Source organism: Marinobacter aromaticivorans (genome assembly GCF_002806975.1).
In the GTDB taxonomy this organism is placed as follows: Bacteria; Pseudomonadota; Gammaproteobacteria; order Pseudomonadales; family Oleiphilaceae; genus Marinobacter; species Marinobacter aromaticivorans.
Window position 1 is genome coordinate 250,194 of record NZ_NIHD01000003.1, and the last position, 16,141, is coordinate 266,334.

The following is a 16,141-nucleotide window of genomic DNA, read 5'->3' on the forward strand; positions in this document are numbered from 1 at the left end:
TAACCCATTTCATCGATAGGTTAACGATAGGTTAAACTTCAGGCAATTCATATTTGCAACATTCGCCGCCGAATGTGAACCGGAGAGGCAAGAGGTTTAAATGAGCAACCTGATTAAAGAAACAGTAACCAGCGTTCGTCACTGGAACGACACCCTGTTCAGCTTCAAAACCAGCCGTGACCCCGGGTTTCGGTTCAAGAACGGTCACTTTGTCATGATCGGGCTGGAGACAGAAGGTAAACCGTTGATGCGCGCCTACAGTATTGCCAGCGCGAATTACGAAGAAGAGCTGGAGTTTTTCTCGATCAAAGTGCAGAACGGCCCCCTCACGTCGCGCCTGCAGAAAATCCAGGTGGGGGATGAGATTCTGGTGAGCCGTAAGCCAACGGGCACCCTGATTCTGGATAACCTGCTTCCGGGCAGGAACCTCTGGTTGATCAGCACCGGTACGGGGCTGGCGCCGTTCATGAGCATCATAAAGGATCCGGAGGTTTACGAAGCGTTTGACAAGGTCATTCTGACCCACGGCGTTCGCTACATCTCCGAACTTGCCTATCAGCAGGAAATTGAAGAGTTGCCCGAGAACGAGTTTTTCGGCGAGATGGTTAAAGGCAAACTTGAATACTACCCGACGGTAACCCGGGAGCCGTTCCGTAATGAGGGCAGGCTGACCGATGCCATTCAGAGCGGCAAGATAACCCGGGATATGGGCCTGCCGGATTTTGATCCGGAAAACGACCGTTTCATGATTTGTGGCAGCCCGAGCATGCTCAGGGACACCTGCGCCATACTTGACGGCATGGGTTTCAAAGAAGCACGGGGTGGAGACATGGGGCATTATGTAATCGAGAGAGCTTTCGTGGAGAAGTAACGCGGGGCCTGGCAGGCATCCTGCTGGCTTGAGGCGACTCTTGTGAAACCAGAAACCCGAAGCCACGGCTCCGGGTTTTTTTATGAAGTCTGGAACCGGGTGTATAGTGTCTGGTTTTAATCATCAGGAAGAACCGAATGTTTTACTATGAGCTTCAACCCCGCTTCAGTGACACAGATGCCCTGGGCCACATCAGCAATACAACCTTGCCAGTGTGGTTTGAGCAGGCCAGAATGCCCTTGTTCAGCATCTTCCACCCAACGCTGGATGTGAAAACCTGGCCGCTGATTATCGCCCGGGTTGAAGTCGACTTCGTGGCACAGAGTTACTGGCACCTTCCGGTTGAGATCCGCACTGGCGTAGGCAGGATCGGGAACAGCTCGTTTCAGGCTGTCCAGGAAGCCTGGCAGGATGGCAAGCAGATTGCGCGTGGCCAGGCCGTGTTGATTCATTTTGATTATGAAACAGAAAAATCCATTCCAATACCTGAAGAAATTCGCAACCAGCTGGCTAAACACCTGATCGAGTAACTAATGACAACTGATAATGATCCTTCTCTGAAGGACATGGCAAAGGAAGTGAACTCTGTCATCCGGGCGGAAAAAAAACGGGGGCGGTTCAGTGTCCTGGCCTGGGTTGCGCTTGGCGTAGTATTTATCGCCGGGCTGGCATGGTGGTTTTGGCCGGAGGATACCCGCATACAGTGGCAGACTCACAGACTGGACAGGGCCGACATGGTGCTTACGGCCATGGCCACAGGCAATCTGCAGCCCAAGAGCGAAGTGTCGGTGGGCGCCGAAATATCCGGCCTGGTCAGCGAAGTGCTGGTTTCCGAAAATGATGAAATCCTGCGCGGGCAGGTTCTTGCCCGATTTGATACCGAAGAGCTCGAAGTTGCACTGCTGCAGGCAACGGCGGGTCTGGAACTGGCGCGCGCGTCTCTGGCCGAAGCCGCAGCAACCCTGGAAGAGGCCCTGGTAGACGAACGCAGAACAGAGTCTCTGGTTGAGCGGGGAAACTCACCCCAGGCAACGCTGGATAAAGCTGTTGCCACCCGGAAGCGAGCTGAAGCGAGGTCCGCCTATGCCCGGGCTACGGTACGCCAGGCTGAAGCGACTGTATCCCAGGCACGTACCCGGCTGGAAAAGGCCGTCATCACCTCACCTATTGATGGTGTGGTGCTTCAGCGCAGCATTGAGCCCGGAGCGACGGTGGCCGCAAACTTTCAGACGCCGGTGCTTTTTCTGCTGGCCGAAGATCTGGGGCAGATGGAGCTTCACGTCTCCATGGATGAGGCGGATGTGGGGCTGGTGAAAGCTGGCCAGTCTGCGACGTTCAGTGTGGATGCCTGGTCGGGCCGGGAATTTGAAGCCGAGGTGTTGAAGGTTTACCTCTACCCCACCGTTGAAAACAATGTTGTTACCTACACTACGGTGCTGGCAGTCGATAATTCCGCGCACCTCCTGCAACCTGGTATGACCGCGACAGCCACCATCAACACCGGCCAGCGCGATCAGGCCTTGCGGGTTCCGAATATTGCGTTCCGGTTTACACCTCCTGCGACTGAAGCCGAGAGTGGTGGCATGTTCAGCCACCCTGCGTCCCGTGGCAGAGGGGGTGCCCAGGGCACGTCAAATACCCTGTGGGTGCTCGAGGATGAGGAACCCCGGCGCGTGCTTGTGCGTAGCGGCTATACAGACGGCCAATACACGGAAGTGCTGAGCGATGAGCTGTCGGAAGGCGACGAGGTACTGACCGGAATCATGAGAGGCTCCGTTGAGTAGCAGCGCCCGGTTGCGGAACGACGATCCGGAGACGCCCGATTTGCCACCGGCCATCATTCGTATGCGTAACATCTTCAAGATCTATGGCAGTGGATCCGCCGAGGTGAGGGCGCTGGATGGCGTTGATCTGACCATACGGGATGGCGAATTCGTAGCCATTATGGGCCCCAGTGGCTCCGGCAAGTCCACCTGCATGAATATGATTGGCTGCCTTGATGTGCCCTCTGCCGGTGAGTACCTGTTCCGGGGCGTAAACGTAGGCGGCCTGGATCGTGATGAACTGGCGCTTTTACGGCGTCATTTCATGGGGTTTATTTTCCAGAGCTTCAATCTGCTGCCCCGGGTTAACGCGCTCGCCAATGTGGAGTTGCCACTGATATATGACGGTGTCCGGCGTTCAGAGCGCAGGGCCCGCGCGCAAGAAGCTTTGCGAATTGTCGGACTTGCCGGGCGGGAATCTGCCACTCCCAGCCAGCTTTCCGGAGGACAGCAACAGCGGGTAGCCATTGCCCGGGCATTGGTAACGGAACCACCGATATTGCTGGCAGACGAGCCCACCGGCAACCTGGATACTGCCATGGCCGATGGCATTATGTCGCAGCTGGTCCAAATCCGCGCTGAACGCGGCATCACCATTATCATGGTGACCCACGAGCCGGATATCGCACGCTATGCAGAGAGAGTTCTGTATTTTGTTGATGGAAAGCTGGTGAAGGATGGAATCCCGGCGGAGGTTCTGTCATGAGGTGGCTGGACGTCTTTGTCATGGCCTTTCAGGCGATTATCCGGAACAAGCTGCGTTCGTTCCTGACAACACTTGGCATCATCATTGGTGTTGGCAGCGTGGTGGCCATGGTCCACCTTGGCCAGTCTGCCACCCGCAGTGTTACCGATGAGATTGCCAGTATCGGCTCCAATCTGCTGTTCGTGATGCCGGGAACGGCCCAGCGTGGACCGGGCGGCGTGCGCACATCTGCCGAACCCTTTGAGCTTGACGATGTGGAAGCCATAGCGCAGGAGGTACCGGACATCCTCGTTGCGCCGGCGATTACTGTCAGCCCGACCGTGGTCATTGGCAACGCCAACGAAACCATCCCGGTTATTGGAACAGATAACAATTACTTTGCCGTACGCAACCATAGGATTGCCTACGGCCGGGCTTTCGACCCGGATGAACTGAACGCCGGATCGGCGGTATGCATCATCGGCACCACGCTCATTGATGAGATGTATCTGGGCCAGGAGCCCCTTGGAACCACTCTTCGTGTCGGGCGCACCGCTTGCCGGGTGATCGGCGTTCTGGAAGAGAAAGGGCAGTCCATGGGGCAGGACCGGGACAAAATCATTCTTATGCCGGTCAAGGCTGTGCAGCGACGGTTGCTGGGGAGTCTTGATGTGCAGACAATATATGTGTCGGCGCTCATCGACGGCAGTACTGGCCGGGTGCAGAAGGATATCGAATCACTGCTGCGTCAGCGCCGGCATATTGCCTCACCAAAAGATGACGATTTCTACGTGCGGGATACCCAGGACATCGCCAACGCTCTGGCCAGCACCACCAACACCATGACCATACTGTTGGGCGCCATCGCCGCAGTCAGCTTGCTGGTGGGCGGCATAGGGATCATGAATATCATGCTGGTGTCTGTTACCGAACGCACCCGGGAAATAGGAATTCGCCTGGCCATAGGCGCCAGAACCCGTGATGTACTGACCCAGTTTCTGGTGGAGTCGATTGCGCTGTCGACGTTGGGGGGCATCATCGGGCTGGTGCTGGGTATCGGTGGTACCTGGCTGGTAACGTCCCGCCTCGATATGCCATTTCTACTGGCTCCCGGGGTCATGCTCCTGGGGTTCTTCTTTTCTGTTGCCATCGGTATTATTTTCGGATTTTTCCCGGCCCGCAAAGCCGCTCGACTCAATCCTATCGACGCGCTCCGCCACGAGTAATCCCGGTTGCCCCATGGTGCTCAGCAAAAAGAAACCTGACGGTTTTGTAAACAGCCTGCGCTGTTCTGTCAAAACCAATTCCTCCATACTGCGGACCAACTCTACGCTTGGCCGTGTGAATGGGGGATGGCACGATGTATAAAATGCTCGGGTTGATGTTTCTGGCAGGCCTCCTGGTGCTTTCCGGCTGCGATTCCGGAAACGGATTGGGTAACACCGGGGCAGGAGACAGTGGCGCGGATAGCACGACTGCCCGGACTTTGGACAGCTCCGGCGATATCTCCCTTGCCCTGGAGCCAGCCCAGCTTGACTGGGTCGGCCAGAAAATCTTCCAGAATGAATGTGCGGGTCAGTTTCAGTGCCTTGTTCACTGGAATGAGGCAGAGGCATTCCCGTCCCTCGGCATCGGCCACTTTATCTGGTATCCCCGGGGGGTTGACGGGCGATTTGTGGAGAGCTTTCCCGCGCTGATTGAGTATATGGAGCAGCGTCAGCTTAATATTCCCGAATGGTTGCGGGAGCTGGAACCGTTTGATGCTCCATGGCCGGACCGGGAAACGTTCCTGAAGGCTGCGGACTCGCCGGAAATGGCTGAGTTACGGGAATTTCTGGCGGGTACGCAGGGGGTTCAGGCAGAGTTTATATTCCGCCGTGCCAAAGCATCCATGGCAAAAATAGTACAGGCTGCTCTTGAGTCGCGCCGTGAAGATGTGCAGCAGAAATTGCGAACACTGAGCCAGACCCCGGGTGGCGTTTATGCCCTTATGGATTATGTAAACTTCAAGGGCGAAGGGCTATCGCCGAACGAGCGTTACAATGGCGATGGCTGGGGGTTGCTTCAGGTCCTGTTGGCTATGCCGGTTTTAACGGATGCGACTGAATCCAGGGCGTCGGATACGCCGCATGAGCAGCCTGACGAAAAAATACTGACGCAATTCCGGGAAGCAGCTGCGGCAGTGCTGACCCGTCGCGCCCGGAATGCAGACAAGCCGGTTGAGCGGGAGAGCTGGCTTGCAGGGTGGCTTAAACGCCTGGAGACCTATAAGGAACCTGTAGAGATGGGCTCTGTATCCGGCGTGTCATCCTGAGGCTGTGCCGGGGTTTCCGTTCCCGGATCCCGGGCGGGGCCCGAAAGCCCGGGGGGCTTCCGGCAGGGTTCGTACATGAATATCCCGCTGCGGGAAGGGAATCTCTATATCGGCTTCTGTCAGTGCGCGGGTAATGGATGCGTGTATTTCGTGGGACAGTGGCATCATGTCCTGCAGATCTTTGACGTATACCCACAGTTCGAAATCAATGCTGCTGTCGCCGAAACTGACACAGAAAACCTCCGGCGCCGGGTCGCTCACCACGCGTTCGTTCTTTCCGGCCACCTCGGCCAGTATCTCCTGAACCCTGTCCACATCCGATCCATAAGCCACACCCACCCGAATGATCACGCGGGTAATCGGATCCGAGAGGGTCCAGTTGGTCAGGTCCTGGGTAACAAAGGTCTTGTTGGGGATGATTTGTTCCTTTCTGTCCCAATCGACCAGCGTTGTGGCGCGAATACGTATACGTGAAACCGTACCGGTAATGCCATCAATGGTGACCATGTCGCCGACCCGGATCGGGCGTTCGAACAGCAGTATAATGCCAGAGACAAAGTTGGCGACTATTTCCTGAAGCCCGAACCCGAGGCCCACGCCCAGTGCTGCTATCAGCCATTGCAGCTTGGACCACTGGACCCCCGTAACCGCAAGGCAGGTTATTGCGCCCACAATAACCAGAATGTAGGTTGTGAGGGTTTTAATGGCATAGCCGGTGCCGGGCTCCAGGTTCAGGCGGCTCAGAATGGTTACTTCAAGAGTGCCGGGTAAATCCCGGGCCGCAAGCACCGTTCCGGCGGCAACCAGAACCGCCAGCAGGGCATCAGCGAGGGTTATTGGCAGCGGGTCGCCGCCCTTCAGGTCGGTGGCAATGGTCCACAGTGTGATGTTGTCAAACAACTGAAGCGCGGGAACAATGTCGGCCCAAAGAACGAGTAAGCCGGTAATTGCGAGGGCCGATATTACAATTCGCAGCAATGATGTGCTTTGGCGGCTGATATCCTTCAGGTCCATTTCCGGCATGTCCAGCGTGGGAAGAATATTCTCGTCAGAGGCATCCTCGGCTTCTCTGTTTTCGGCAGCCCTGCGTTCGGCTGCACGCTGTTCTTTCAGGATCTCGAGGGTAAGGCGCCGTTCACGCACTGACAGTGCTCTTAATCCCAGGTAGTAAAGCAGTGATGTGAAGGCCAGCCAGCAGATAGAGATAAACAGGTTTCGCTCAAGCTGCAGGGCCGTGTGGTGGTAACCAAGAAGCGAGGCAACGGCCAGTACAAGAGGCGTTGTGACAGCAAGGATATGAAGGAAAAGAAAAAGACCGCCGTGGGATTTGTAGGCCCTGACCGCTTTCATGATGCGTTGCGCAAACACCGCCAGTGCAATGGATACGAGGGTGAAAAGCAGGCGACCGAGGCTGTCATCGAACTGGGCGCCTTCAGGTGTTGAGCTTGTTGACGTGGTGATGATGGTGACCGGCACAACAAAGGCCATCAACAGGGGAATTTCCCGCCGGATAACCAGCAGCGAGTTGGGGTTCCAGTGGAAATGACTTTCACCAAGGCCATGCTTGCGCGCAACATTGCGGATAAACGCGAGCAAAAACATTACGAAAGCCGCGGCGGTGAGGCCTTTAGATAACGCTGCGAAAAACTCGTTGCCCTCCATTAGCAACAGGGCAGCCAGAGAGAGCGCAAGAACGCCCGGCAGTGCCAGCAGGAAACTGTTGATCAGTGCCTGTAAGGTAAAAGCCGTGCGGTCCCGACCAACATTGCCGACATAACGATTGTTGGCATGCAGGTTTGTTGCGATTGCGCTGCGCTTGACGAGAAGTATCAGCAGAAGCAGGGCCACTAACGCTATGCGGGCGCCGCGCTCGTGCCACGATTGGGTAATGGCGTTACCCAGGGCGTCGGGGCGCAGTTGGGAAACAAACCATTTGGCGGATTGGTACAGCCCGCCTGCGGTTTCTGCACTCACTACAGCGGCACTGGGTAGCCAGAACAGTCTTTGCTGCAACAGCTTCTGGTAGTCCTGCACCTGCTCCTGAAGCGCCGTTACCGTGCTGTAGTATTCGTTGAGTGCGTCAATATGTTCCGTAACCGCCTTGTGGAGCTCCCGGAGCAGTTGCGATCGGCGCCGGCGCAGTTGGCCGCCGGCATCGTCATCCGGCTCTGTAATGGCTTCAAACTCCTCCAGGCGCAGTTGCTCTTCTCTCGCTGCCGCCAGTTTGTTTTCGATGTCTTCAATCAGGTCTTTTGCAATACTCTGCCGCTTTAAGCGGTCAAGCCTCTGTTTTAACAGATCAGCGTAATTTGCGGTGAGGTTGAGCCCGGCTTTCTCAAGCCTCAGCTCGAAGCTTTCATATTCATCCTGCAGGCGTGCAAGTAAGGATTCGGCGTATTCCAGCCGCTCCCGGCTGGCACGTACAGCTGCCCGGCGTTGATCTAACGACTCCTGCAGTGTTTGGACCTGCTCCTGAATATCTGCGTTTACCGCTTCCGGAAGCCTGGTTTCCGGGGGTGCCTCCGTACCTTTTTCAATCTCGGGCTGTACCGCAGGGCGAGATTCCTCCGGCGCCTGGGCTTCTTCCGCCAGGGCGGGCAGGGTGGAAAACCACAACATAAGAAACCCGGCCAGGCACCTTGTTAATATTGAATGGTTGGTCGGGCGTTGCTTCATGGTAGGCCATCCTTGCGAGGGCAGGCTGTTGCTGCCTTTATTGGAACGGGCTGAAGCTGGATAGCGGCGCTTTTTGCAGCTCAGGTTTTTGCCCCGGATTGGCAATCAGCCACCAAACGTTTTCGTCCCAGTCGCCCAGAACAATGCGCGTGGCGGTTTTGCCGTGCGTTTCCAGGTTGTGTACCGCGGGCCTGTGGGTGTGGCCATGAACCATCTGCCGGACATTGTGTGATTCCATAACTCGTACCACTTCCGCCGGGGTAACGTCCATGATGTCCTCTGCTTTGCCCCGGTTTGTTGCCATGCTCATTTCCCGCAACTGCCGGGCCATTTGCTGACGATCTTTTAACGGGCGTGCAAGAATGAGTTTCTGTGTTTGCGGGTTGCGCATGTTAGCGCGGAACTTCTGGTATTCCACGTCAGCGGTGCAAAGGCTGTCACCATGCATGAGCAGGGTAGGAATACCGTAAAGGTCTATAACTGTGGGGTCGTCAAGCAGGGCCGCGCCGGCCCGGGCACAGAAGTCCTCCCCCAGCAGAAAATCACGGTTGCCGTGCATAAGGAAGATACGGGTTCCGTTTTCGCTGAGCCGGCGCAGGGCTTGCGCAACCTGTTCCTGTAAAGGCGTGCGTTCATCATCACCGATCCAGGCCTCGAAGAAATCGCCAAGAATGTATAACTGTTCTGCGCCAGGCGCTTCCCTGTTCAGAAAGCCCAGAAACGCCCCGGTAATATCAGGGCGTGACTCTTCCAGATGCAGATCAGAAATAAACAGCGTGGTCACGCTGCGCCTCCGTCCTCTACAACGGTGGCTTTTTCAATAACCACGTCTTCGTAAGGCACGTCCTGATGGCCTGAATCCATGGTAGTACGAACAGCGCGGATGGAATTCACGGTGTCCATGCCTTCCACTACCTTGCCGAATACACAGTAACCCCAGCCTTCGGCATTTTTTGCGGTGTGATCCAGAAAGCCGTTGTTTTCTACGTTGATAAAGAACTGGGCGGTGGCGGAATGGGGGTCCATAGTGCGGGCCATGGCAACCGTGCCCTGCATGTTGCTTAGGCCATTATCCGCCTCGTTCCTGATGGGTTCACGGGTTTTGCGCGCGGTCATACCGGGCTCAAAGCCGCCGCCCTGGATCATGAAATTGCTGATAACCCTGTGGAAAATCAGGCCGTCATAGAAGCCGTCGCGAACGTACTGCTCAAAATTCTTTGCGGTTTCCGGGGCTTTTTCGTAATCCAGTTCAAGTTTGATGTCGCCGTGGTTGGTTTTCAGCAGAATCATCAGGGTTTCCTGTTCGTTTGGTGAGAATCGGTTAAAGTCAGTTATTGTACTGAAGAGTTTCCGGGGATGCATGAGTCCGGCCCGGATTTATGAGTATAATAGCCGGTTTACGACCCACTTCTTTTAACAGAGATTGTATGAGCGCCGAGTCGAAGAAAGCCCATAACTTTATCCAGAGCCTGATTGAAGACGCCATCGCCAGAGGTGAGCATACCGGTCAGGTGGTGACCCGCTTCCCGCCCGAGCCCAATGGTTACCTGCACGTTGGCCATGCCAAATCCATCTGCCTCAATTTCGGTATTGCTGAGACATTTTCCGGCGTTTGCAATCTGCGGTTTGACGATACCAACCCGGAGAAGGAAAACCAGGAATACATAGATGCCATCAAACGGGATGTTGAATGGCTGGGATACACCTGGGCCGGGGATGTGCGCTATGCCTCTGATTATTTTGACGATATTTACTACTTTGCCGAAGAGCTGATCGAGAAAGGCAAGGCGTACGTTTGTGCTCTGTCGGCAGACGAGATGGCGGAGTACCGTGGCACCTTGACGGAGCCGGGCAGGAACAGCCCTTACCGGGACCGCCCTGTTGAGGAAAATCTGAAGCTTTTCCGTGATATGCGCGACGGCAAGTTCCAGAACGGTGAACTGGTATTGCGCGCCAAAATTGATATGGCGTCACCCAATATCAACATGCGCGACCCCATTCTTTACCGTATCCGTTACGCAGAGCATCACCAGACGGGCAATAAATGGTGCATCTACCCGATGTACGATTTCACCCACCCCATTTCTGATGCCATGGAGGGAATCACCCACTCCCTGTGCACGCTGGAGTTTGAAGACCACCGCCCGTTGTACGACTGGGTGCTGGAAAACATCAGCGCCCCCTGTCAGCCGCGGCAGATCGAGTTTGCCCGGTTAAACCTGAATTACACCATTACCAGCAAGCGCAAGCTCAAGCGCCTGGTGGACGAGCATCTGGTGGATGGCTGGGATGATCCCCGCATGCCAACCATCTCCGGAATGCGTCGCCGGGGCTATACGCCGGAATCCCTGCGTGCATTTTGCGACATGATCGGTGTTAACAAGGCCGGCGGAACTGTGGATGTGGGCATGCTGGAGTTCGCCATCCGGGAAGATCTGAACGCCCGCGCACCCCGTGCCATGTGTGTAATGCGGCCGTTGAAGGTAACGCTCACCAACTACCCGGCTGACCGGACAGAAACCCTGGTACTGCCGGTGCACCCGCAGAACCCGGATATGGGGCAGCGTGAAGTAACCTGGAGCCAGACCCTGTACATCGACCGGGAAGATTTCGTTGAAGAGGCGCCCCGCAAGTGGAAGCGTCTGGCGCCGCAGCAGGCGGTTCGCTTACGCGGTGGCTATGTGATGACCTGCAAGGAAGTTGTGCGGGATGCCAACGGCGAGATTGTTGAACTGCGCTGTGAATACGATCCGGCCACCCTGGGTGTAAACCCCGAGGGTTACAAACCCAATGGCGTTATCCACTGGGTATCTGCAAACCACAGCGTGGACTGCGATATCAATCTGTACGACCGTCTGTTCAACCACGAATCCCCGGACAGCGACAAGGAAGGCGACTTCCTCGATCACGTTAATCCGCAATCACTGGTGGTGCTCAAGGGTGCGCGGGTAGAGCAGAACCTGGCAACGCCTCTCACGGACCTGCCATACCAGTTTGAGCGCGAGGGCTACTTCTTCTGTGACCAGGAGCTTACCGCCAAAGCCGGCAAGCCGGTGTTCAATCGCACTGTTACCTTACGGGATTCCTGGGGTAAACAAGGGTAAGCATTCGGGAGACCAGCTGTGATCAGAATATACAACACGCTCACCCAGCAGAAAGAAATCTTTACGCCCATCGAGCCGGGAAAGGTTCGCATGTACGTGTGCGGAATGACGGTTTATGACTACTGCCATCTTGGTCATGCCCGGGTATTGGTGGCTTTTGATGTAATAACACGTTATTTGCGAAGTCGTGGCTACGATGTGACCTATGTGCGCAATATCACCGATATCGATGACAAAATCCTCCGTCGTGCCGAGGAAAATGGTGAGCCGTTTACCGAACTGACTGAACGCATGATCGCTGCGATGCATGAGGATGAGGCCCGGCTCGGTGTGCTGCCACCCAGCGCGGAGCCCCGTGCTACCGACTATATTGCCGAGATCATTGCCATGATCAACACGCTGATTGAGTCCGGTCATGCCTATGTTGCTGATAACGGTGATGTGTACTTTTCCGTGGAATCGTTTGAAGACTACGGAAAGCTCAGCAAGAAAAAACTTGAAGATCTGCTTGCCGGTGCGCGCATAGACGTGCAGGAAGCCAAGCGTAGCCCGGCGGATTTTGCCCTGTGGAAAGCTGCCGGTGAAGGGGAGGTGAGCTGGCCCTCGCCCTGGGGCGATGGCCGCCCTGGTTGGCATATTGAGTGCTCCGCCATGTCTACCCAATGCCTGGGCGATACGTTTGACATTCATGGCGGCGGGCCGGACCTGCTGTTCCCCCACCATGAAAACGAAATTGCCCAGTCCGAATGCGCCACAGGACACACCTTTGTGAACACCTGGATGCATGCGGGTGCAATCCGGGTGAACAAGGAAAAAATGTCCAAATCCCTGGGCAATTTTTTCACCATTCGGGAAATCCTGGAAACCTACCCGCCGGAAGTGGTGCGTTTCTTCCTGGTGTCCAGTCATTATCGCAGTCAGGTGGACTATTCTGAGGATAACCTTGCAGAGGCGGGGCGGTCCCTGGCCAGGCTTTACCATGCGCTCCGGGGTATTGTGCCGCTGGAGCCGGACAGTGTGCCTGAAACAGACTATGATCGGCGCTTCGTGGAGTTGATGAACGATGACTTTAATTGCCCCGGGGCGATTTCAGTGCTGCACGCCCTTGCCAATGACATCAACCAGCATCGCCGCGAGGGTCGAACCGGGGAAGCGCAGAGTGCGGCAGCGGTGATGATCCGGCTTGGCGATGTTCTTGGCCTGCTGCAGCAGGACCCGGATGCCTTTTTCCAGGCGGAGAGCGGCGGTGAGCTGAGCGCTGAAGACATCGAAGCAAAAATTCAGGCCCGCGCGGAGGCCCGCAAAGCCAAAGACTTTGCCGGTGCCGACCGCATTCGTGAGGAGTTGGCAGAGCAGGGCATTATCCTGGATGACTCCCGCGAGGGAACACGCTGGCGTCGCAACTGACACCTTGACCAAAGTCGTGTTGTGTTAAGGGAAATGACCTTGTAGGGAATTTCCCGTACAATGCGGCGTTCAAATTTATCGGGCCCAGCTGCAGAAAAGTGGCTGGGACTTGCTAAACCACTGAGGCTATTAACGATGACAGAGCGCGTACAACTCGGCGGCATTCAGGTCGCAAAGAATTTGTATGACTTCGTGAACAACGAAGCAATTCCGGGCACGGGACTGGATGCGGATAAATTCTGGGCGGAGTTTGACAGGATCGTGAACGATCTGGCGCCGCGCAATCGTGAATTGCTGGCCAAACGTGATGCCATCCAGGAAAAAATGGATAGCTGGAACCGGGATCACAAGGGCCAGAAGCTGGACATGGCCGCCTACAAGTCCTTCCTGAAAGAAATCGGCTATCTGGTAGAAGAGCCTGGTAATTTCCGGATCTCTACCGCAAATGTTGATCCGGAAGTTGCTACCATGGCCGGTCCCCAGTTGGTTGTGCCGATCATGAATGCCCGCTTCGCCCTGAACGCCGCAAACGCGCGTTGGGGCAGCCTGTATGATGCGCTGTACGGCACCGACGCCATTTCCGAAGAGGACGGCGCTGAGAAAGGTCGCGGTTACAACCCGGTGCGTGGCGCCAGGGTTATTGAATTTGCCCGCAATCTGCTTGATAACTCAGCGCCCCTGGCGACCGGCAGCCATAAAGATGCAGTTCTGTATCAGGTTGCTGACGGCAAACTGGTTGTCAAACTGCAAAGCGGTGATGTAACCGGCCTCAAAGATGAAGCCGGATTCGTAGGTTACACCGGTGCAGCCGATGCCCCCAGCGGCATTCTGCTGGTGAAGAACGGCATGCACTTCGAGATCCAGATTGATGCCAGCCATCCGATTGGCAAGGATGATGGCGCCCACGTGAAAGACGTGCTGATGGAGTCCGCTCTGACCACCATCATGGATTGTGAGGACTCAGTAGCGGCTGTAGATGCCGACGATAAAACGCTGGCCTACAGCAACTGGCTGGGCCTGATGAAGGGCGATCTGGAAGAAACCTTTGACAAGGGTGGCGAGCGCCTGACCCGTAAAATGAACCCGGACCGCGTATACACTGCAGCCGATGGCAGTGAGCTCAAACTGAAAGGCCGCAGCCTGATGTTTGTGCGCAACGTCGGGCACCTGATGACCAACCCGGCCATTTTGCTGAAAGACGGAAGCGAAGTGCCGGAAGGCCTGATGGATGGCTTTCTGACCTCGCTGATCGCCATTCACGATCTGAAAGGTAACGGCAAGTTCCAGAACAGCGCAACCGGTTCTGTGTACATTGTTAAGCCGAAAATGCACGGCCCGGAGGAAGTCGCATTCACCAACGAATTCTTCGGGCTTGTTGAAGATGCTCTGGGCCTGCCACGATTCACCCTCAAAGTGGGTATCATGGACGAAGAGCGCCGTACCACGGTGAATCTCAAGGCCTGCATCCATGCAGCCAAAGAGCGGGCGGTGTTCATCAATACCGGCTTCCTGGATCGCACCGGTGATGAGATGCATACCTCCATGGAGCTGGGTCCGTTCATTCGCAAGGGTGAAATGAAACAGTCGGTGTGGATTGGCGCCTACGAGCAGTGGAACGTCGATATCGGGCTGGAAACCGGTTTCCGCGGTGTTGCCCAGATTGGTAAAGGCATGTGGGCCATGCCGGACCTGATGGCAGCGATGCTTGAACAGAAAATTGGCCACCCGAAATCCGGAGCCAACACGGCCTGGGTACCTTCTCCTACGGCTGCAACTCTGCATGCGATTCACTACCACCAGGTATCTGTAGCGGATGTCCAGAAAGAACTGGAAAGCCGCACCCGTGCCAGCCTGGACGACATTCTCACCGTGCCGGTGATGGAAGATCCTTCCAGATTGAGCGAGTCTGACATCCAGCAGGAACTGGACAACAACGCCCAGGGTATTCTGGGTTACGTTGTACGCTGGATCGATAGCGGTGTGGGCTGCTCCAAGGTGCCCGATATCAACGATATCGGCCTGATGGAAGACCGTGCCACCCTGCGTATCTCTTCCCAGCACCTGGCAAACTGGCTGTACCACGGCATCTGCACCGAGGCGCAGGTTGAAGAAACCATGAAGCGTATGGCGCAGGTTGTGGATAAACAGAACGCCAATGACCCTGGCTACCGGCCTATGGCGCCAGACTTCGCAGACAGCGTTGCGTTCCAGGCGGCCATGGATCTGGTTCTGAAAGGGCGGGAGCAGCCCAATGGCTACACAGAGCCACTGCTGCACGCTTATCGCCTGAAGGCAAAAGAAAAGTTCGGTCAGTAAGATCGACTGAGCCAAAAAAACCCGCTTCGGCGGGTTTTTTGGTGCTTGTGGGTATTCCCCATCAAAAGCGCTGCTGCGGTTACTCCTCTTTATGCAGCTCGTTTGCGGCATAAAGAGTGTTTTGCAGAAGGGTAGCAATGGTCATGGGGCCAACACCGCCGGGAACCGGAGTAATGTATGCCGCGCGGGCTGACGCGGCCTCAAAATCCACATCACCCTGTAACTTCCCGTTCTCCATGCGATTGATGCCGACATCAATCACGGTTGCGCCGGGCTTTACCCAGTCCCCCTTAATCAGGCCCGGTTTGCCTACGGCTGCAATCAGAATATCTGCATCCCGGACAAATTTTTCCAGATCCGGAGTAAAGCGATGGCACACCGTAGTGGTGGCACCTTTAAGCAGCAGTTCCATGGTCATGGGGCGACCGACAATGTTGGATGCGCCTACTATTACCGCATGCTGGCCCTTATAAGGGGTGTTGATGCTGTCCAGCAGTGTTATCACACCTGCAGGCGTGCATGGCCGCAGGGCAGGCTTGCGTTGCACGAGGCGCCCTATGTTGTAGGGGTGGAAACCATCCACGTCCTTGTCAGGGCGGATTTTCAGCAGAATGGGGTCTGCGTCCAGGTGGCCGGGTAACGGCAGTTGTACCAGTATTCCGTCTACCGCAGGGTTATCGTTCAGTTCATCAATCAGTGCTTCCAGGGCTTGCTGTGAAGTATCTGCCGGCAAGTCATAGGAAAGTGAAATTATGCCTGCAGCGTCACAGGCTTTACGCTTGTTACCTACATAGACTTCCGATGCGGGATCGTTCCCCACCAGGACCACAGCCAGGCCAGGCGCGCGCAGACCCTTGCGGGCACGGGCTTTTACACCGGAAGCGACCTGTTCTTTGACCGCGGCGGCAATGTCTTTTCCATTAATCAGTTTGGCGCTCATGTTTT

At 55.9% G+C, this 16,141-nt stretch carries 13 protein-coding genes; 9 read left to right on the top strand and 4 right to left on the bottom strand.

Annotation, left to right across the window (positions count from 1 at the left end; genetic code table 11):
* Positions 1–100 precede the first annotated feature (100 nt).
* From CDH48_RS06305 to CDH48_RS06330, 6 genes are all read left to right on the top strand, one after another.
* Complete coding sequence (locus CDH48_RS06305) at positions 101–871, top strand: ferredoxin--NADP reductase (protein WP_100687882.1); 771 nt, start codon at positions 101–103, stop codon at positions 869–871.
* A 137-nt stretch (positions 872–1,008) separates the two neighbouring features.
* Positions 1,009–1,401, top strand: coding sequence for an acyl-CoA thioesterase (locus tag CDH48_RS06310; RefSeq protein WP_100687883.1), 393 nt, complete (start codon positions 1,009–1,011; stop codon positions 1,399–1,401).
* A 3-nt stretch (positions 1,402–1,404) separates the two neighbouring features.
* The gene (locus CDH48_RS06315; RefSeq protein WP_100687884.1) at positions 1,405–2,655 is read left to right on the top strand and encodes an efflux RND transporter periplasmic adaptor subunit; all 1,251 of its coding nucleotides are present in this window, start codon (positions 1,405–1,407) and stop codon (positions 2,653–2,655) included.
* Entirely contained in the window at positions 2,648–3,400 is a 753-nt protein-coding gene (locus tag CDH48_RS06320) for an ABC transporter ATP-binding protein (RefSeq protein WP_227520966.1), read from the top strand. Before CDH48_RS06315 ends, CDH48_RS06320 begins: the two co-directional genes overlap by 8 nt.
* Positions 3,397–4,605, top strand: coding sequence for an ABC transporter permease (locus CDH48_RS06325; protein ID WP_100687885.1), 1,209 nt, complete (start codon positions 3,397–3,399; stop codon positions 4,603–4,605). The genes CDH48_RS06320 and CDH48_RS06325 overlap by 4 nt, the downstream gene beginning before the upstream one ends.
* Positions 4,606–4,739: 134 nt before the next feature.
* Positions 4,740–5,693, top strand: coding sequence for a hypothetical protein (locus CDH48_RS06330; RefSeq protein ID WP_100687886.1), 954 nt, complete (start codon positions 4,740–4,742; stop codon positions 5,691–5,693).
* Here CDH48_RS06330 and CDH48_RS06335 read toward each other — a convergent pair.
* From CDH48_RS06335 to CDH48_RS06345, 3 genes are all read right to left on the bottom strand, one after another.
* Positions 5,685–8,312: a mechanosensitive ion channel domain-containing protein gene (locus tag CDH48_RS06335; protein WP_227520967.1), complete on the bottom strand. Its 2,628-nt coding sequence runs from the start codon at positions 8,310–8,312 to the stop codon at positions 5,685–5,687. The genes CDH48_RS06330 and CDH48_RS06335 overlap by 9 nt on opposite strands.
* 94 nt (positions 8,313–8,406) lie before the next feature.
* Positions 8,407–9,153, bottom strand: coding sequence for a UDP-2,3-diacylglucosamine diphosphatase (lpxH, locus tag CDH48_RS06340; protein WP_100687888.1), 747 nt, complete (start codon positions 9,151–9,153; stop codon positions 8,407–8,409).
* A complete protein-coding gene (locus tag CDH48_RS06345) occupies positions 9,150–9,659 on the bottom strand; it encodes a peptidylprolyl isomerase (RefSeq protein WP_100687889.1) in 510 nt (169 codons plus the stop codon). The genes lpxH and CDH48_RS06345 overlap by 4 nt, the downstream gene beginning before the upstream one ends.
* A 137-nt stretch (positions 9,660–9,796) precedes the next feature.
* Here CDH48_RS06345 and CDH48_RS06350 point away from each other — a divergent pair, with 137 nt between their 5' ends.
* The 3 genes from CDH48_RS06350 (at position 9,797) to CDH48_RS06360 (ending at position 15,196) form a co-directional block, all read left to right on the top strand.
* The gene (locus CDH48_RS06350) at positions 9,797–11,473 is read left to right on the top strand and encodes a glutamine--tRNA ligase/YqeY domain fusion protein (RefSeq protein WP_100687890.1); all 1,677 of its coding nucleotides are present in this window, start codon (positions 9,797–9,799) and stop codon (positions 11,471–11,473) included.
* Positions 11,474–11,491: 18 nt separating this feature from the next.
* Entirely contained in the window at positions 11,492–12,880 is a 1,389-nt protein-coding gene (gene cysS / locus CDH48_RS06355; protein ID WP_100687891.1) for a cysteine--tRNA ligase, read from the top strand.
* Positions 12,881–13,015: 135 nt separating this feature from the next.
* A complete protein-coding gene (locus tag CDH48_RS06360) occupies positions 13,016–15,196 on the top strand; it encodes a malate synthase G (RefSeq protein WP_100687892.1) in 2,181 nt (726 codons plus the stop codon).
* Between the two features lie 79 nt (positions 15,197–15,275).
* Here CDH48_RS06360 and folD read toward each other — a convergent pair whose 3' ends face one another.
* Positions 15,276–16,136, bottom strand: coding sequence for a bifunctional methylenetetrahydrofolate dehydrogenase/methenyltetrahydrofolate cyclohydrolase FolD (folD, locus tag CDH48_RS06365; RefSeq protein ID WP_100687893.1), 861 nt, complete (start codon positions 16,134–16,136; stop codon positions 15,276–15,278).
* Positions 16,137–16,141 lie beyond the last annotated feature (5 nt).

Coding starts and splice junctions, on each gene's coding strand:
- CDH48_RS06305 (WP_100687882.1), top strand. CDS start 101: ATGAGCAACCTGATTAAAGAAACAGTAACCAGCGTTCGTCACTGGAAC.
- CDH48_RS06310 (WP_100687883.1), top strand. CDS start 1,009: ATGTTTTACTATGAGCTTCAACCCCGCTTCAGTGACACAGATGCCCTG.
- CDH48_RS06315 (WP_100687884.1), top strand. CDS start 1,405: ATGACAACTGATAATGATCCTTCTCTGAAGGACATGGCAAAGGAAGTG.
- CDH48_RS06325 (WP_100687885.1), top strand. CDS start 3,397: ATGAGGTGGCTGGACGTCTTTGTCATGGCCTTTCAGGCGATTATCCGG.
- CDH48_RS06330 (WP_100687886.1), top strand. CDS start 4,740: ATGTATAAAATGCTCGGGTTGATGTTTCTGGCAGGCCTCCTGGTGCTT.
- CDH48_RS06335 (WP_227520967.1), bottom strand. CDS start 8,312: ATGTTGTGGTTTTCCACCCTGCCCGCCCTGGCGGAAGAAGCCCAGGCG.
- CDH48_RS06345 (WP_100687889.1), bottom strand. CDS start 9,659: ATGATTCTGCTGAAAACCAACCACGGCGACATCAAACTTGAACTGGAT.
- CDH48_RS06350 (WP_100687890.1), top strand. CDS start 9,797: ATGAGCGCCGAGTCGAAGAAAGCCCATAACTTTATCCAGAGCCTGATT.
- CDH48_RS06360 (WP_100687892.1), top strand. CDS start 13,016: ATGACAGAGCGCGTACAACTCGGCGGCATTCAGGTCGCAAAGAATTTG.
- folD (WP_100687893.1), bottom strand. CDS start 16,136: ATGAGCGCCAAACTGATTAATGGAAAAGACATTGCCGCCGCGGTCAAA.